This is a genomic window from uncultured Parvibaculum sp., from assembly GCF_963975745.1.
Lineage (GTDB): Bacteria > Pseudomonadota > Alphaproteobacteria > Parvibaculales > Parvibaculaceae > Parvibaculum.
The window spans coordinates 272,708-288,120 of the sequence record NZ_CAXBIB010000001.1; the positions used below are offsets into that span (position 1 = coordinate 272,708).

Sequence of the window (15,413 nt, forward strand, 5' to 3'; positions counted from 1 at the left end):
ACAAGGTTAAAGACTCGCGCGGCGAGAAGAGAAAAACAAGCAGAATCAATGGGTTGTTTCAAAAAGATACAGTGAAATGGTTAATGCGCGACAAAGTCATGCGCGGCCCGAACGACGGCGGGCGGCTGCCGCCCCGCCAGACTGACGGCGACGATCGCGGCCATGCCGGCCACGAAGCCGGGCAGGATTTCGTAGAGATCGAAAATGCCGCCCGAGAGCTGCTTCCAGACGATGACGGTGACCGCGCCGGCAATCATGCCCGCCAGCGCGCCGTTGCGCGTCATGCGGCCCCAGAACAGCGACAGGATGACGACCGGCCCGAAGGCGGCCCCGAACCCCGCCCAGGCATAGGCGACCAATGACAGCACCGTGCTGTCGCGATCGAGCGCCAGCAGAATGGCGGCGGCGGAGATCAGGACCACGGAACCGCGCCCGACCTTCAGCAGTTCAGGCGCCTCGGCCCGCGGCCTGAACAGGCGCTTCCAGAAGTCCTCGGCAATGACGCTCGACGAGACCAGCAGCTGCGAAGAGACCGTGCTCATGACGGCGGCCAGCACGGCGGCCAGCAGCACGCCTGCAACCGCCGGGCTGAACAGGGCCTGTGACAGGGCAAGGAACACCGTTTCGGGATTGGAGAGCGGTGCGGCGGCGAAATAGCCGATCCCGGCAAGGCCGGTCGCCACGGCACCGTAAAGCGCCAGCACCATCCAGGTCATGCCGATCAACTGCGCGCCGGGGATCGACCGCTCGTCGCGGATCGCCATGAAGCGGGCCAGAATATGCGGTTGCCCGAAATAGCCGAGCCCCCAGGCCATCAGCGAGATCGCGCCGACCAGGCTGACGTCGTGAAAGGCATCGAGGACGCCGGCCGGTCCCGCATCCACCGCGCTGCCGGTTGCGAGGGCAAGACCGCCCATCGCCGACATCGCCACGGCCGGCACGATCAGCAGCGCGAAGAACATCATCACGCCCTGCACCGTGTCGGTCCAGCAGACGCCGAGAAAGCCGCCGATCGCCGTGTAGCCGAGAATGCTGACGGCGCCAATGGCCAGTGCCCAGTGGTAGTCAAGTCCGAACACCTGCTCGAACAGGATCGCACCAGAGACCAGCCCGGCCGAGGTATAGATCGTGAAGAAGATCAGGATGACAAAGGCGCTCGCCACGCGCAGCACGCGGCTTCGGTCGTCAAAACGGTTCTCGAAATAGTCGGGCAGCGTCAGCGCGTCGCCGGCCGCTTCGGTGTAGCGCCGGAGGCGCCGCGCGATGAAACGCCAGTTGAACAGCGCGCCGGCGACAAGGCCGATCGCGATCCAGATCTGGTTGAGGCCGTAGAGATAGACCGCACCCGGCAGACCGAGCATCAGCCAGCCGCTCATGTCCGAAGCGCCGGCCGAAAGGGCCGTCACCCAGCGACCGAGTTGCCGTCCGCCGAGAATGTAGTCCTTGAAATTGTCGGTGAAGCGATAGGCCGCGACGCCGAGCGCCAGCATCGCCACAAGATAGACCGCAATCGTCAGGGGAAGAACCGCACTCATCGGGCGCGATACCAGGTGACGGCCGACAGAAGTATGGCAAGCGCAGGCAACGCAAGCACCAGCCAGCTTTCAATCGAAACTCCGCCGAGCATGGCACCACCCTTCTGCAAGGCGCCGGTTACATCGGGGGCAGCCCGCCCGGCTGACTTAGCCAGTTGGTGTTGGGATGTGCAAGAGGCGGAATCGGGATGACGACATTGTCGGAGGCGGACTGGAGGCCACGGTCACGGTAGAGGCCCGGATAGTTTCCCTTGTGTCCGCGTGCCGGTGCGACATGGTACTCTGCTTGCAGATGATCATGGGCGGCGTTCACCTTGTGGCCGAAGTTGAACGCGGCCTCGGTCGGATTGAGTCCATAGGTCCAGACGCAGGCAAGGAAGCCCAGGACAAATCCGGTAACGAGTTTTCCCACGGCATTTCCCTTCGTTGCTCTCCAAGCAACATTCCGGAAAATACTGGGCTTATATACTTAACAAAACGTTTATTTCGGCCGCGTCCGACCGGCGCCTCATAGCGATTGGCCGTCATCGACCGTGAAAAGCGAGCCGGTGATGAACCGTCCATGGTCGGACGCAAGCAGAAGCAAGGTGCCGTCGAGGTCCTCCTCGAGCCCCAGCCGCCGCCGCGGCCATGTACGAATCTGCTTCTGACCGCCTTCGGACGCGAACCAGTCGGCATTGAGCTCGGTTTCGATGAACCCCGGACACATGGCATTGACGTTGATCTGATGCCGCGCCCATTCCTTGGCAAGCGATCTGGTCATCATGCCGATGGCCGCCTTGGTCATGCAATAGATCGTGAGCCCCGGCAGCACCGTATGCGCGCCGATGGAGGCGATGTTGATGATGCGTCCGGCCGCGCCGCGCGCCATCATCGAACACCCCGCCGCCTGCGCCATGAAGAAGGCGCCGCGCACATTGGTATCGAACATCGTATCGAACCCCTCAGGCGTTACGTCAGCCGGGAGCGCCTGCACATTCATGCCGGCATTGTTGACGAGGATGTCGATGGGGCCGAGTACCCGCTCCGCTTCAGCCATGCAGGCGGTAATGCTGGCCGGGTCAGTGACGTCGAGCGCCACGGCGGCCGCCTGTCCGCCCATGCTCTCGATTTCGGATTTGAGCGAGGCGAGCCGCTCCGTGCGGCGGCCGGTAATGGCGACCCGGGCACCGGCCCTGGCCAGCACCAGGGCAAAACGCCGGCCGAGACCACTGGTCGCGCCTGTCACCAGTGCCATTTTGCCGGTGAGATCATAGTCTGGAAGCCTGACGTCGTTTGCATCGCCCATGTCGCTCATCTCTCCAGCCGGTTGATTTCGCAGGACTCTTCGCAAGCGTCACGCGTTCCGTCAAGCTGGTGCCATCACCACCTTGCGGCCCCTGCGTTCCTCGTCACATAATCGCTCATCGAAAATGCACGAAGGGGCCTGCTATGCAGCTCGATGTCGTCTCGGATACGGTCTGCCCGTGGTGTTATATCGGCAAGAAGCGGCTCGATCAGGCGCTGGCGATGCATGGCGGCGCAGATATCACGCTGGCATGGCGTCCATTTCAGCTCGATGCCTCGATCCCCGAGGGAGGCGTCGACCGCAAGCGCTACATGGAGAAGAAATTCGGATCCGAGCGCGCCAAGGAGGTCGGCAATACGATCCGCGAATTCGGCGCGGCCGTCGGCATCGAATTCCGTTTCGACCGGATCGAACGCTCCCCCAATACGCTCGACAGCCATCGCCTGATCCGTTGGGCGGGCACTGCCGGCTGTCAGAACGAGGTGGTCGATATTCTGTTCCGCCGCTATTTCGAAGACGGCGAGGATATCGGTGCCCGTGACGTCCTTGTCGATTCGGCCAATGAAGCAGGCATGGATGCCGATATCGTCCGCGATCTCCTGATCAAGGATGCCGACAAGGAACTGATCCGTCGCGAGGACATGACCGCGCGCGAACTCGGTATTCAGGGGGTGCCGAGTTTCGTCATCAATTCGAAATGGATCATGGTTGGCGCGCAGGAGCCGGAGACGCTTGTTCGCATGTTCGACAAGCTGCTGGCCAAGGAGGCTGAAGAAGCAGCCAGCGCCGCGCAATAGAAAGAATCGGGGGATTTCATGTCTTCATTGTCGCAGCGACAGGAACGGCAAGCGCATGGGCTGCTTCTTCTCGGGCTCGTTCTCTTCCTGATCGGCTTGCTTACAGGATTGATTTCCGGGGGCATGGCAAATCCGCGCATGGGTCTCTCGGCGCATCTCGAAGGTTTGATGAACGGTATGTTCCTGGCACTTCTCGGTCTGCTGTGGCCGCGCCTTGTGCTTGGTCCAGTGGCGCTTTCGAGTGCGTTCTGGCTTGTGATCTATGCCGCTTTTGCCAATTGGCTGGGCGTGTTGCTGGCCGGCATCTGGGGCGCCGGCGCCGGCATGATGCCGATCGCCGCACAGGGGATGGCCGGGTCCGGAACGCAGGAAGCGATCATCGCCTTCTTGTTGATCAGTCTGTCTGTGGCGATGGTCGTTGGCGTGATCATGGCGATATGGGGATTGTGGCGCGGACGTCATCAGTAGACAGTCACGCCGCCTTTGCCGCGCTGGCGAGGTCTGCGAGTTTCCGCATCAATGCGTAGGTACCGGAAAGTCGCTCTTCGGGCGTATCCCAGTCGCGCTTGAAAACCAGCTTATGGTCAGGCCTCAGTTTCGCCTTTCCACGCTCGTCATTGATGATTTCGACCAGGGCGGCCGGATTGCCGAAGGTGTTGTCGCGAAATGCCAGGACAATCCCTTTTGGCCCGGCTTCGATCTTTTCGACATTGGCGGTTCGGCACATCCCCTTGATCTCGACGATCTTGAGCAGAAACTCGACCTCTTCCGGCAGCCTGCCGAAGCGATCGATCAACTCTGCACCAAAGCCGTCTATCTCCGCACGCGATTCGACATCAGAGAGACGTCTGTAAAGTGCCATGCGGGCATCGAGATCGGGCACATAGTTTTCAGGTATCAGAACCGGTGTGCCGATATTAATCTGAGGCGACCAGCGGCCCTCTTCATCTTCTTCCGATCCGCCGCCGCGCATCGCGGCAACGGCTTCCTCGAGCATCGACTGATAGAGTTCGTATCCGACCTCGCGAATATGGCCGGATTGTTCGTCGCCAAGCAGGTTGCCGGCGCCACGAATGTCGAGATCATGGCTGGCCAGCGAAAAGCCGGCACCGAGCGAGTCGAGCGACTGAAGGACTTTGAGCCGGCGCTCGGCGCCCGGCGTCAATGTTCTGTTGGCCGGCACCGTCAGATAGGCATAGGCACGTGACTTGGAGCGTCCGACACGGCCGCGAAGCTGATAGAGCTGCGCCAGACCGAACATATCGGCCCGATGGACGATCAACGTATTGGCAGTCGGAATATCGAGGCCGGATTCGACGATGGTCGTCGAGACCAGAACGTCGTATTTGCCGTCGTAGAATGCCGTCATCTTGTCTTCGATCTCGCCCGGGGCCATCTGTCCATGCGCGATGGTGAATTTCACCTCCGGCGCATGTTGCTGCAAAAATTCACCGGCTTCGGAAAGGTCCGCAATGCGTGGCACGACATAGAAGCTCTGACCGCCGCGAAAATGCTCGCGCATCAGGGCTTCACGGATGACGACCGGATCGAACGGAGACACATAAGTGCGGACGACCAGGCGATCGACCGGGGGCGTCGCGATGATGGACAGCTCGCGCACGCCCGATAGCGCCATCTGCAGCGTTCTCGGAATCGGTGTCGCGGTCAACGTCAGGACATGGACCTCGGCGCGCAGAGCCTTCAACTGTTCCTTGTGCGCAACGCCGAAGTGCTGCTCTTCATCGACGATGACCAATCCGAGATTGCGGAACTTGACTTGCTTTCCCAGCACGGCATGGGTGCCGATGACGATATCGATCGTGCCGTCGGATAAGCCCGATTTTGCTTCGGCCATATCCTTGGTATTGACCAGCCGGGACATCTGCCGAAGCTTCACGGGCAGGCCTTGAAAGCGCTCGTTGAAGGTCTTGAAATGCTGGCGTGCCAGCAGCGTTGTCGGCACGACAACGGCAACTTGATAGCCATTGAGGGCTGCCACAAAGGCAGCGCGCAATGCGACCTCCGTCTTGCCGAATCCGACATCGCCGCAAACCAGGCGGTCCATTGGACGGCCCCGAGCGAGGTCTTCCAGCACGGCTGCGATGGCCTGTTCCTGGTCGTCAGTTTCCGTGAAAGGAAAGCGGGCGCAAAACTCGTCATAGGCACCCGGTTGCGGTTCCATGATAGGCGCCTTCTTCAACTCGCGTGCGGCGGCGATCTTGATGAGCTCGCCGGCCATTTCGCGGATGCGCTCCTTGAGACGTGCCTTGCGCGCCTGCCAGCCAGAGCCGCCCAGACGATCGAGCTGCGCTTCTGTATCGTCCGACCCGTAGCGCGACAGCAGTTCGATATTCTCGACCGGCAGATAGAGCTTGTCGTTGCCCTGATAGACAAGCAGCAGACAGTCATGCGGCGCACCCATGACATCAATGGTCTGCAGGCGCTCGAAGCGCCCGATTCCATGATCGACATGCACGACGAGATCGCCGGGAGAGAGACTCGATGCTTCGGTCAGGAAGTTATCTGCACGCTTCTTCCGCCGTTGACGCACCAGTCGGTCGCCCAGCACGTCCTGTTCGCCAATGACGGCGAGATCATCGGTCTCGAATCCAGCCTCGACACCAAGAACAATCAGTGAAACTGTATTTCGGCTAACAGTGTTAACTTCCTCCCATGTATCGACAATGAGAACATTCCCGATACCGTGATCGCTTAGGACATGAGAGAGCCGGTCCCGTGCACCCTCTGTCCAGCTCGCGATGGCGATACGTTTCCCCGCCTTCCGCAACCCGGCAATGTGACCGCCAAGAACCTCGAATATGTTGACGCCATCCTGCGCGCGTTCTGGCGCAAAACTCCGGCCCTGCTTCCCACCGAGATTGATACCGGTACCTTCCGGGATCCGGAACGGCGTAAACAACCGGATGGGCCGTGTCTCGAGAACTGCATCCCATTCTGCGGCATCGAGATACAGCGCCTCGGGTCTCAGTGGCTTGTAGCTGGGCGCGTCGACGGAGGATCTGGTTTCACGGGCAGCGACGCGGGCCTCATAGTAGTCGCGGATCAACTCGAGCCGCGACGTCCGCGCCTCGTCGACCTGGGCGTCGAGGGTCACCGTCGCCTCTGGCATGTAGTCGAAGATCGTTTCGAGTTTCTCGTGGAACAACGGCAGCCAATGTTCCATTCCGGCGTGTTTTCGACCTTCGCTGACGGCCGCATAAAGAGGATCGCCGTCATTGACGGCACCAAGTGCAGCCACGTAGCCGGCGCGGAATCGACGGATGGTGCCGGCATCGAGATGGATTTCGCTGGCAGGCACGAGTTCGAGCCCCGCAAGCTGTCCGACCGTTCGCTGGCTCTCGGCGTCGAAACTCCGAACCGCGTCCAGCGTGTCGCCGAACATGTCGAGGCGTACCGGCATGTCGAAGCCCGGCGGGAATATATCGACGATCCCACCCCTGATCGCGAATTCACCGCGTTCGCGCACCGTACCTGTCCGATTGTAGCCATTGGCGGCCAGATAGGCCGTCAGTGCATTGAGATCGACCTGATTTCCGACATGGGCTGACCAAGCTGCGGTGTCGACCATGTCGCGCGCAGGCACGCGCTGCAGTGCCGCGTTGACGGTGAGAAGCAGCACAAGTGGCCGATCGCTACCCTTCCTTGTCCGTGCAGCCAGCCGCGACAACGTCGCCATGCGTCTGGCGGTGACATCGCCGTTCGGAGAAACCCGGTCATAGGGCAGGCAGTCCCAAGCGGGGAAAAGCTCGACTTCGACATCGGGCGCAAAGAAAGCGAGTGCCTCTGCGAGAGAGGCCATACGTGCGTCATCACGGGCGACATGGCCGACTATGCCGTTGTTTGCCGTTCGGCAGGCCCGTGCCATATCGGCCAGCACCAATGCGTCGAAGCCCTCCGGCGTTTCTCCTAGCGTCAGCCGGCCCGGTGTCGCCACCAATTCATGCAGTCTGTTCAAGGAATTAGCTCTCGCTTCGGTCGGCCCAAAGCGTTCCCTTCAGGTGATTGAATGTACGAATGCGGGCGAGAAGCGGCGTGTCATGTTCCGATGGCACCGCCTCACGCCCGGTGATCCAGTTGTAAAGCGAAGTATCCTCTGCCTCGAGCAGGCTCTCATACTGGTCGAGCTCGTGAAAACTCAACGATTCCAGCGTGCTGTCGGCAAAGTGCCCAAGGATAAGGTCCATTTCCCGGATGCCGCGGTGCCACGATCTGAACCCGATCCGTCGCAGTCTTGCGCGATATTCCTGATCGTCTGTCTCAGCCATAACCTTGTCCCTTTTGAGCCCGGGATATAGACCGCTCCGGCCTCTATGTCATTAGAATGGAGCCATGATTCCTGCTTGTGTCCATGGGGACGGCGATGCGGCCTGAGATCCTTTTTCCGCTCTTCGCGCCCGCGCGCAGCTTGCCTGGAATCGGTCCCCGGCTCGAAAAACTTGTGGAAAAACTGGCAGGTAGCAAGGTCGTGGACCTGCTCTGGCATCTGCCTTCCGGCCTCATCGATCGTCGCAGCCGCCCGAAAATCAGCGAGGTCAGAGACGGCGAGATCGCAACCATTGACGTGACCGTTGGCTTGCATGTCCCGCCACGCAACGCACGGCTGCCCTACCGGGTACATGTCTTTGACGAAACCGCCGAAATGCAGATCGTTTTCTTTAACGCGCGTGCGGATCATCTGCTCAAGACGCTGCCGGAGGGCGCGAGGCGCATTCTTTCTGGCCATGTTGAGTTCTATCAGGGTCAACCGCAAATGACCCACCCGGATCACATTGTCAGACCGGAGGACATGGAGAAATTGCCATTGCTCGAGGCGGTCTATCCACTGACCGCAGGTTTGCCGCAGAAGGCGATCCAGAAGGCCGCACGGGCGGCACAGAGCCTGCTGCCTGATCTGCCTGAATGGCAGGACGCGCAATGGATGAGAATGCAGGGCTGGCATTCATGGCGGGAGTCCGTGCAGGCGGCCCACAACCCGCGTTCGCTGGCCGACCTCGAATGCAACGCGCCTGCGCGTGCTCGACTTGCCTATGACGAACTGCTGGCGAACCAGCTGGCACTTGGAGTCGTAAGGCTGCGGATGCGCAAGCTGCCGGGCAGACCGGTCATCGGCGACGGCCGCTTGCGGAAAAAGGTCATTGCCGCCCTTCCCTTCCAACTCACCGCCGCCCAGAACCGCTCATTGGACGAAATACTCGACGACATGACGAGTGGTCACCGCATGCTTCGGTTGCTCCAGGGCGATGTCGGAAGCGGCAAGACGGTCGTTGCGCTTCTGGCCATGTTGAACGCGGTTGAAGCCGGCTTTCAGGCGGCCATGATGGCGCCGACGGAGATTCTTGCCCGCCAGCACCACGCAACCCTGGCACCCTTGTGCAAGGTGGCCGGAATCCGACTGGAATTGCTGACCGGCCGGGAAAAGGGCGCGCGGCGAGTCGATATACTCGCCGCAGTCGCCAATGGAGAGATCGACATACTGGTCGGCACGCACGCGCTTTTTCAGGAGGATGTGGGCTTTCATGCGCTGGCCTTCGCGGTTGTCGACGAACAGCATCGTTTCGGCGTTCATCAGCGGCTGATGCTGACGGCAAAGGGCGGGGTCGGGACCGATGTTCTGGTGATGACCGCGACCCCAATTCCGCGCACGCTGACACTCACCGCCTATGGCGACATGGATGTCTCGCGGCTTGACGAGAAGCCGCCGGGCAGGATGCCGGTCGATACCCGCGCGCTGCCGCTCGAGCGTCTTGACGGCGTCGTCGGCAGTCTCCGGCGTGCGCTCGATAGAGGCGCCCAAATCTATTGGGTCTGCCCCTTGGTCGAGGAATCCGACGAAATCGATGCCGCAGCGGCTGTCGATCGCCACCTGCATCTTCAGGCCGTATTCGGCGACATTGTCGGTCTGGTGCATGGGCGGATGAAGGCATCGGAAAAAGACAGCGTCATGTCGCGTTTTGAGGCTGGCGACATACGTATTCTGGTTGCAACCACGGTTATCGAGGTTGGCGTCAATGTTCCCTCCGCAACGGTCATGGTCATCGAACATGCCGAGCGTTTCGGTCTGGCCCAGCTGCATCAGTTGCGTGGGCGCGTCGGCCGAGGCGACGGCAAGTCCTCCTGTCTGCTTTTGTATCAGGCACCGCTTGGCGAGACAGCCGAGGCACGCATCCGGATCATGCGGGAGACGGAAGACGGTTTTCGTATTGCCGAGGAGGATCTGCGTTTGCGCGGCGCGGGGGAACTTCTCGGCACAAGGCAAAGCGGCCTTCCCTCTTTTCGTATTGCCCGGATCGACGAGCAACGGGATCTTCTGACCGCAGCATATGACGACGCACGTCTCGTATTGAGCGGCGACCCGGAACTGGAAGGAAAGCGTGGTTCCGCATTGCGCACATTGCTCTATCTCTTCGAGCGCGACGAGGCGATACGCTATCTGAGATCCGGATGACGGCGGCTAGAGCCCTGCCGGATTGCTTACTGTAACCGGCTCACCGTCGCCCATGCGGTGCTTGGGTTCGACCAGGCCGGCCGAAATGATCAGCTTGGCTCCTTCTTCGATCGTCATGTCGAGAACCTGCACGTCTTCCCTGGGAACAAAGAGAAGGAACCCCGATGTGGGGTTCGGCGTTGTGGGAAGAAACACGCTGACCAGTTCACAACCGGCGCGATGAACGATCTCGCCATTCGTCTGGGTAGTAATGAAAACGATGCAGTAGATGCCCTTTCGGGGGTATTCGATCAAACCCACTTCCCGGAACGAAGCGCTCGACTGCGAGATGACAGTCTCGAAGATCTGCTTCAGGGCACCGTAGATGCTGCGAACAACCGGCATCCGGGCGACGATCCGTTCGCCGAAATTGAGCACGGTGCGTCCGAAAATATTGGCTGTCAGCGCGCCAAGCAGTGTCAGCAGCACGAACGCGATGAGAAGACCGAGGCCGGGAATATCGAACGGCAGATACTTGTCCGGTTGATACTGCTGCGGCAGGAGCGGCGTGAACCAGGTATCGATGAGATCGATGAACCAGCGCGTGATCCAGATGGTCAGGCCGATCGGTGCTGCCACGACCATGCCCGTCAGAAAGTAATTCCGGATGCGGGCCATGAAGCTCGACCGTTTGGCCGGCAGAATCAGGGTCGGTTCGCCCCCGCCTTTTGGTGTGTCACTGTCCTGTCGGTCGTTCATGAATCCGCCATATCTTCGCTGTCTCGTGGCTACCTGGGACTCCAGGTTGACGCCGCGGCGCATTGGCCTCCCGCAAACAGTATTGTTTCATATCACTGCGCCTCTTCCCTGTCAGGCTCACCCGTTCCATCATGCTGAAAAATAGACATCAGAAGGGGCGGATCGATCCCCCCGAACGACCTCATGGGAGAAGACGGCATGGCCAAGACCCCACCGGGAACGATGCTTCGCCTCGCACCGGAGGACGAATACACGCACAAGCCCGATGCAGCCCTGAATTATAACGAAAGCATGTATTTCAACATGTTTGATCCGGTCCGAAAGACCGGCGGCTGGTTCCGGCTCGGCAACCGCCCCAATGAGGGCTATGCAGAGATGTCCAATTGCCTCTATCTGCCCGATGGCCGGGTTGCCTTCATGTATGCCCGTCCCGAAATAGCCGGCAACGCAGCCATGGACGCCGGCGGGATGAAGTTTGAGGTGCTGGAGCCGTTCAAGCGCCTGCGCGTCACGTATTCGGGGAAGGTCGTCGTTCTGGGCAATCCTCACGAAATGGCCGATCCGGCCGGGGCCTTCAGGAGCAACCCGGTGGTGCCGTGTGAGGTTGTACTCGACTACGAGGGGGTGTCGCCGATGTTTGGCGGAGAAACCGTCAAGGCCGATGGCTCACCGCTTGACCTTGATCCGGAGAAATCCTTTGCCAAGGCACATTACGAACAGCACATGGCGGCCAGCGGACACTTTGTGGTCGGCGATGAACGCTTTGAGGTTTCGGGGTTCGGCTTGCGGGACAAGAGTTGGGGCCCTCGCTACTGGCAGGCGATCCATTGGTATCGCTGGTTGCCGATGAACTTCGGTCGCGATTTTGGCATGATGATCTCGATCGTGACCAATGACGAGGGCAAGCAGCGTCAGGGCGGGATGGTGCTGAAGGACGGTCTCTACGACTTAATTGAATCCTGCACGATTGAAAGCGACTGGGATGACAACTGGTATCAAACGGCGCTGCGCGCACATGTTGTGACGGAATCGGGCGCCGAATACGATATCGACGGCAAGGTTCTGTCGTTGATCCCCTTGCGCAACCGGCGCAAGGCGCCCGACGGTTCTGAACTGAACACCCGTATCACAGAGGGCATGACCGAATATCATTGCAATGGCGTGACGGGGTACGGCCTGTCGGAATATCTCGACCAGATCGTCGACGGGCGTCCGGTCGGCGCGGGACATTGACATGAGCGCAGGTGAAAACCCACTTGCCGGTCCACTGACCGAGGTCGTGCGCCGCCATATTCCTGGCGCGACCGCAATTGCCAATCTCAGGCGCCTGTCGGGCGGCGCGAGCCAGGAAACATGGTCCTTCGACGCGACCGCCGGCGATGTCGTCGCTCAGCTTATTCTCCGTCGCGCCCCGGGAGGGGCCCGAGATGCTCGTGCAACCGTCGTACCGCTTGAAACCGAAGCCCGGTTGATCGATCTGGCCGGTCGCGCGAATGTTCCCGTTCCGACGGTACGGCACGTGCTGTCGCCGGAGAACGGTCTTGGCCACGGCTTCATCATGGATCGTATTGCCGGTGAGACGATCGCACGAAAGATTCTGCGTGACGATGAGTTCGCCGAAGCGCGGCCGAAATTGGCGCGTCAATGCGGTGAGATTCTCGCAAGGCTGCATCGCATCGACATGGCGGCCCTGCCGCCCTTGCGAACTTCGCCGGCCCGCAGCGAAATCCGGCAGTATCTCGACACCTACAAGGCGCATGGTCATCCCCACCCTGTTTTCGAACTGGCTTTCCGCTGGCTGCAGGACAATGCACCCTCGGAAACCACCGCACATACGCTGGTGCATGGCGATTTTCGCAATGGGAACCTGATGATCGGCGCCGATGGTGTGCGGGCCGTGCTCGATTGGGAACTGGCACATATCGGCGATCCGATGGAGGATCTCGGATGGATATGCGTCAATTCCTGGCGTTTTGGTAACATCGACAATCCCGTCGGCGGGTTCGGCTCGCGCGAGGAAATGTTTGAGGGTTATGAAGCTGCGGGCGGTGCAAAGGTAGATCCGGCACGCGTCAAGTACTGGGAGGTCCTGGGAACGCTCAAATGGGGGGTGATGTGCACCATCATGGTCACGGCCTTCAAGAGCGGAACCGATCGCTCCGTCGAACGCGCGACGATTGGGCGTCGATCTTCCGAAACCGAGATCGATCTGCTGCGCCTTCTGGCGCCGCGTAACTGAGGAGCCGTACATGCAGGATCAGCCAACAGCGGCCGAACTTGTCGAGGCAGTTGCAGACTTCATCCGTAATCATGCCATGCCGCAGCTTCAGGGGCATGCGGCGTTTCATGCGCGTGTTGCGGCCAATGCGCTGGACATCGTCCGGCGTGAACTCGAAATTGCGCCGGCGGCCAATGCCGACGAACAGAAACGTCTGGCGTCTCTTCTCGGTCGTGACGGCTCCCTGGAGGAGTTGAATCGGGACCTGTGCAACCGTATCGAAAACGGTACATTCAGTCTCGAAACGCCTGGCCTTGCCGATCATCTCTGGGCTACGACCTTGACAAAGCTGGCGATCGACCAGCCGAGTTATTCCGGATACCGGCGCGCCGCTGAGGAAAAAGGTAGACAGGAAACGGGGTGATCGTGATGTTGAAGAAGACCCTTTGGGGCGTGGTGGGAATTTCTGTCTTCGCCGCGACGATGGCGATATTTCTGTATCTCAACAAGCCCGCGCAATATTACGTGCTGCTGAAGCCCTGGAGTGGATTTGACGAGGCATACGCGCCCGACGAGCCCGACTACGCATCGGCTGATGCATGGGCCGCACTCCCGGAGCGCGCGGACAAGGCCGATGTCGTCCCCGCCGGAACCGGCCTGATCGACAATCAGGCCAATGCCGATGTCGACGTTTTTTTCATTCATCCGACGACCTATTACGGCAAGGCAGGCTGGAATGCACGCTACGACGAACCCGGATTCTCTCTGGACCGTCTAGAAAGCGGCGTCCTGCGTTATCAGGCCAGCGTGTTCAATGGCTGCTGTCGTATCTTCGCGCCCCGCTATCGACAGGCAACAGTCTATGCTTTCATCGGCAAGGGCGACGATGAACATGCAGCCCTCGACCTCGCCTATCGAGACATTCTCCGTGCCTTCGAGAATTTCATCGGCGAGCGCAACGACGGCCGCCCCTTCATTGTTGCCGGCCATAGTCAGGGTGGGCTCCATGGTTCCCGTCTGCTGCAGGAAAGAATTGCCGGGACACCCTTGGCCGACCGGATGGTCGCTGCCTATCTGATCGGTTCGGTGCTGCCGGAAGATCTGGGCGTTGGCGGAATCAAGCCCTGCAACGGCCCTGAAGCAACGGGATGCACGGTCAACTGGAATTCAATGAACGCATCGGCGCCTCGTCGCGGCTGGGTCGACGAGGGCACGACATGGATCAATGGCGCATATCGGATGATTGGTGGCGCGTCGCTTGCTTGCGTCAATCCGCTGAACTGGCTGGTGGGCAGCGCGGCCAATGCGTCGGAAAACCTCGGTAGTCTGCCATTTGTCGACTCGGATGAGGCCTTCCCGGCGCCGCGTCCGGCGCTGACGGGCGCCGCCTGCGACGACGGCGTTCTGCTGGTTACGATTGACGAGAATGAGCCGGGCTTCACGATGGGAGTACGTAGCGGCGACTACCACATCTACGACTACAATCTCTTCTACATGAACATGCGCGCCAATCTCGATGCACGAGTTGCCGCGTTCTTCAAGGCGGAGACGCGGCCATGAACCTGACCGCGCTGGAAGTCGACAAGGGCGTTGCGACCGTTACCTTCATCAATCCGCCACGCGGTTACATGAACGCCGTGCAGATGCAGGAAATTGACCGCATCGCAGACGAACTCAGCGCCGACGATGCGGTCCGCGTCGTCATCTTCACGGGTGGCATCGAGAACGTCTTCATCCGCCACTACGATGTGGCCGAGATTCTGGGTTTTGCCGATGCACTGCAGAGGAATCCGGCAAGCAGGGACGAGATCTTCGAGCGAAGCCGGACCGAAACAGCGCTCTCGCGAACCTTCGACAAGATCGACCGTATGTCCAAGCCGACGATTGCCGCGATCAATGGTTTCTGCCAGGGCGGCGGCTTCGAGTTTGCGCTTTGCTGCGACTTGCGCATTGCCGAGGCTGGCGACTACCGGATCGGATTGCCGGAAACGAATCTCGGCATATTCCCAGGTGCCGGGGGAACGGAACGCCTGCCCCGGCTGATTGGAGAAGCGCGTGCGCTCGAACTGATCCTGCGCGGCCGAACGGTCGGGCCTGCAGAGGCAGTCGCGCTGGGCCTCGTTCATGAATGTGTCGGCGGACGCGCGATCGAACGGGCTCATGAACTGGCACGCGAACTGGCCGGAAAGAGTCCGCGAGGGCTTGCCGATGCCAAGGCCCTTGTGAAATCCGCCGCAGACCTGCCGCTGTCGGAGGGACTGGCCAATGGGCGGGGCCGCTTTGCGGCGCTTGTTGCCACCGATCCTGACGCCGCCCGTCAGATGAAAATGTTCGTCGCTGGCGACGAGGACATCAACCGCAACCGGTAATG

Annotated in this window: 14 protein-coding genes; 8 read left to right on the forward strand and 6 right to left on the reverse strand. The window is 60.5% G+C overall.

The annotated features are described in order from the left end of the window. Positions 1-80 precede the first annotated feature (80 nt). From putP to AAC071_RS01310, 3 genes are all read right to left on the reverse strand, one after another. Positions 81-1,535, reverse strand: coding sequence for a sodium/proline symporter PutP (gene putP, locus AAC071_RS01300; RefSeq protein ID WP_339829053.1), 1,455 nt, complete (start codon positions 1,533-1,535; stop codon positions 81-83). 118 nt (positions 1,536-1,653) lie between these two features. Then, on the reverse strand, positions 1,654-1,947 hold the full coding sequence (locus AAC071_RS01305; protein WP_339829055.1) for a hypothetical protein: 294 nt from the start codon (positions 1,945-1,947) through the stop codon (positions 1,654-1,656). 96 nt (positions 1,948-2,043) lie between these two features. Further along, positions 2,044-2,823 (reverse strand): SDR family oxidoreductase, encoded by a 780-nt coding sequence (locus tag AAC071_RS01310; protein ID WP_339829057.1) that lies wholly within the window; start codon positions 2,821-2,823, stop codon positions 2,044-2,046. A 143-nt stretch (positions 2,824-2,966) separates the two neighbouring features. Between AAC071_RS01310 and AAC071_RS01315 the strand changes: the two genes are divergently transcribed. Both AAC071_RS01315 and AAC071_RS01320 read left to right on the forward strand, forming a co-directional pair. After that, positions 2,967-3,620 (forward strand): DsbA family oxidoreductase, encoded by a 654-nt coding sequence (locus tag AAC071_RS01315; RefSeq protein WP_339829059.1) that lies wholly within the window; start codon positions 2,967-2,969, stop codon positions 3,618-3,620. Positions 3,621-3,638: 18 nt separating this feature from the next. After that, positions 3,639-4,088: a hydrogenase gene (locus AAC071_RS01320; protein ID WP_339829062.1), complete on the forward strand. Its 450-nt coding sequence runs from the start codon at positions 3,639-3,641 to the stop codon at positions 4,086-4,088. 4 nt (positions 4,089-4,092) lie between these two features. Here AAC071_RS01320 and mfd read toward each other — a convergent pair whose 3' ends face one another. After that, a complete protein-coding gene (gene mfd / locus AAC071_RS01325; RefSeq protein WP_339829064.1) occupies positions 4,093-7,596 on the reverse strand; it encodes a transcription-repair coupling factor in 3,504 nt (1,167 codons plus the stop codon). A gap of 4 nt (positions 7,597-7,600) precedes the next feature. Beyond that, on the reverse strand, positions 7,601-7,906 hold the full coding sequence (locus tag AAC071_RS01330; protein WP_339829066.1) for a succinate dehydrogenase assembly factor 2: 306 nt from the start codon (positions 7,904-7,906) through the stop codon (positions 7,601-7,603). A gap of 95 nt (positions 7,907-8,001) precedes the next feature. Between AAC071_RS01330 and recG the strand changes: the two genes are divergently transcribed. Next, the gene (gene recG / locus AAC071_RS01335) at positions 8,002-10,086 is read left to right on the forward strand and encodes an ATP-dependent DNA helicase RecG (RefSeq protein ID WP_339829068.1); all 2,085 of its coding nucleotides are present in this window, start codon (positions 8,002-8,004) and stop codon (positions 10,084-10,086) included. A gap of 6 nt (positions 10,087-10,092) precedes the next feature. On the opposite strand, the gene AAC071_RS01340 is transcribed toward recG, so the two are convergent. Then, positions 10,093-10,887 carry a DUF502 domain-containing protein gene (locus AAC071_RS01340; protein ID WP_339829070.1) on the reverse strand — a complete coding sequence of 265 codons (795 nt, stop codon included), beginning with the start codon at positions 10,885-10,887 and terminating at the stop codon, positions 10,093-10,095. A 135-nt stretch (positions 10,888-11,022) separates the two neighbouring features. Here AAC071_RS01340 and AAC071_RS01345 point away from each other — a divergent pair, with 135 nt between their 5' ends. From AAC071_RS01345 to AAC071_RS01365, 5 genes are read left to right on the forward strand one after another with little or no spacing between them, the layout of a single operon-like run. Beyond that, complete coding sequence (locus tag AAC071_RS01345) at positions 11,023-12,057, forward strand: hypothetical protein (protein WP_339829072.1); 1,035 nt, start codon at positions 11,023-11,025, stop codon at positions 12,055-12,057. Between the two features lies 1 nt (position 12,058). Continuing rightward, positions 12,059-13,063: a phosphotransferase family protein gene (locus tag AAC071_RS01350; protein ID WP_339829074.1), complete on the forward strand. Its 1,005-nt coding sequence runs from the start codon at positions 12,059-12,061 to the stop codon at positions 13,061-13,063. A 10-nt stretch (positions 13,064-13,073) separates the two neighbouring features. Then, entirely contained in the window at positions 13,074-13,466 is a 393-nt protein-coding gene (locus AAC071_RS01355; RefSeq protein WP_339829076.1) for a DUF6285 domain-containing protein, read from the forward strand. A gap of 5 nt (positions 13,467-13,471) precedes the next feature. Further along, positions 13,472-14,602: a DUF3089 domain-containing protein gene (locus AAC071_RS01360; protein WP_339829078.1), complete on the forward strand. Its 1,131-nt coding sequence runs from the start codon at positions 13,472-13,474 to the stop codon at positions 14,600-14,602. Further along, complete coding sequence (locus AAC071_RS01365) at positions 14,599-15,411, forward strand: enoyl-CoA hydratase/isomerase family protein (RefSeq protein ID WP_339829081.1); 813 nt, start codon at positions 14,599-14,601, stop codon at positions 15,409-15,411. Before AAC071_RS01360 ends, AAC071_RS01365 begins: the two co-directional genes overlap by 4 nt. The last annotated feature ends 2 nt before the right edge of the window (positions 15,412-15,413 follow it).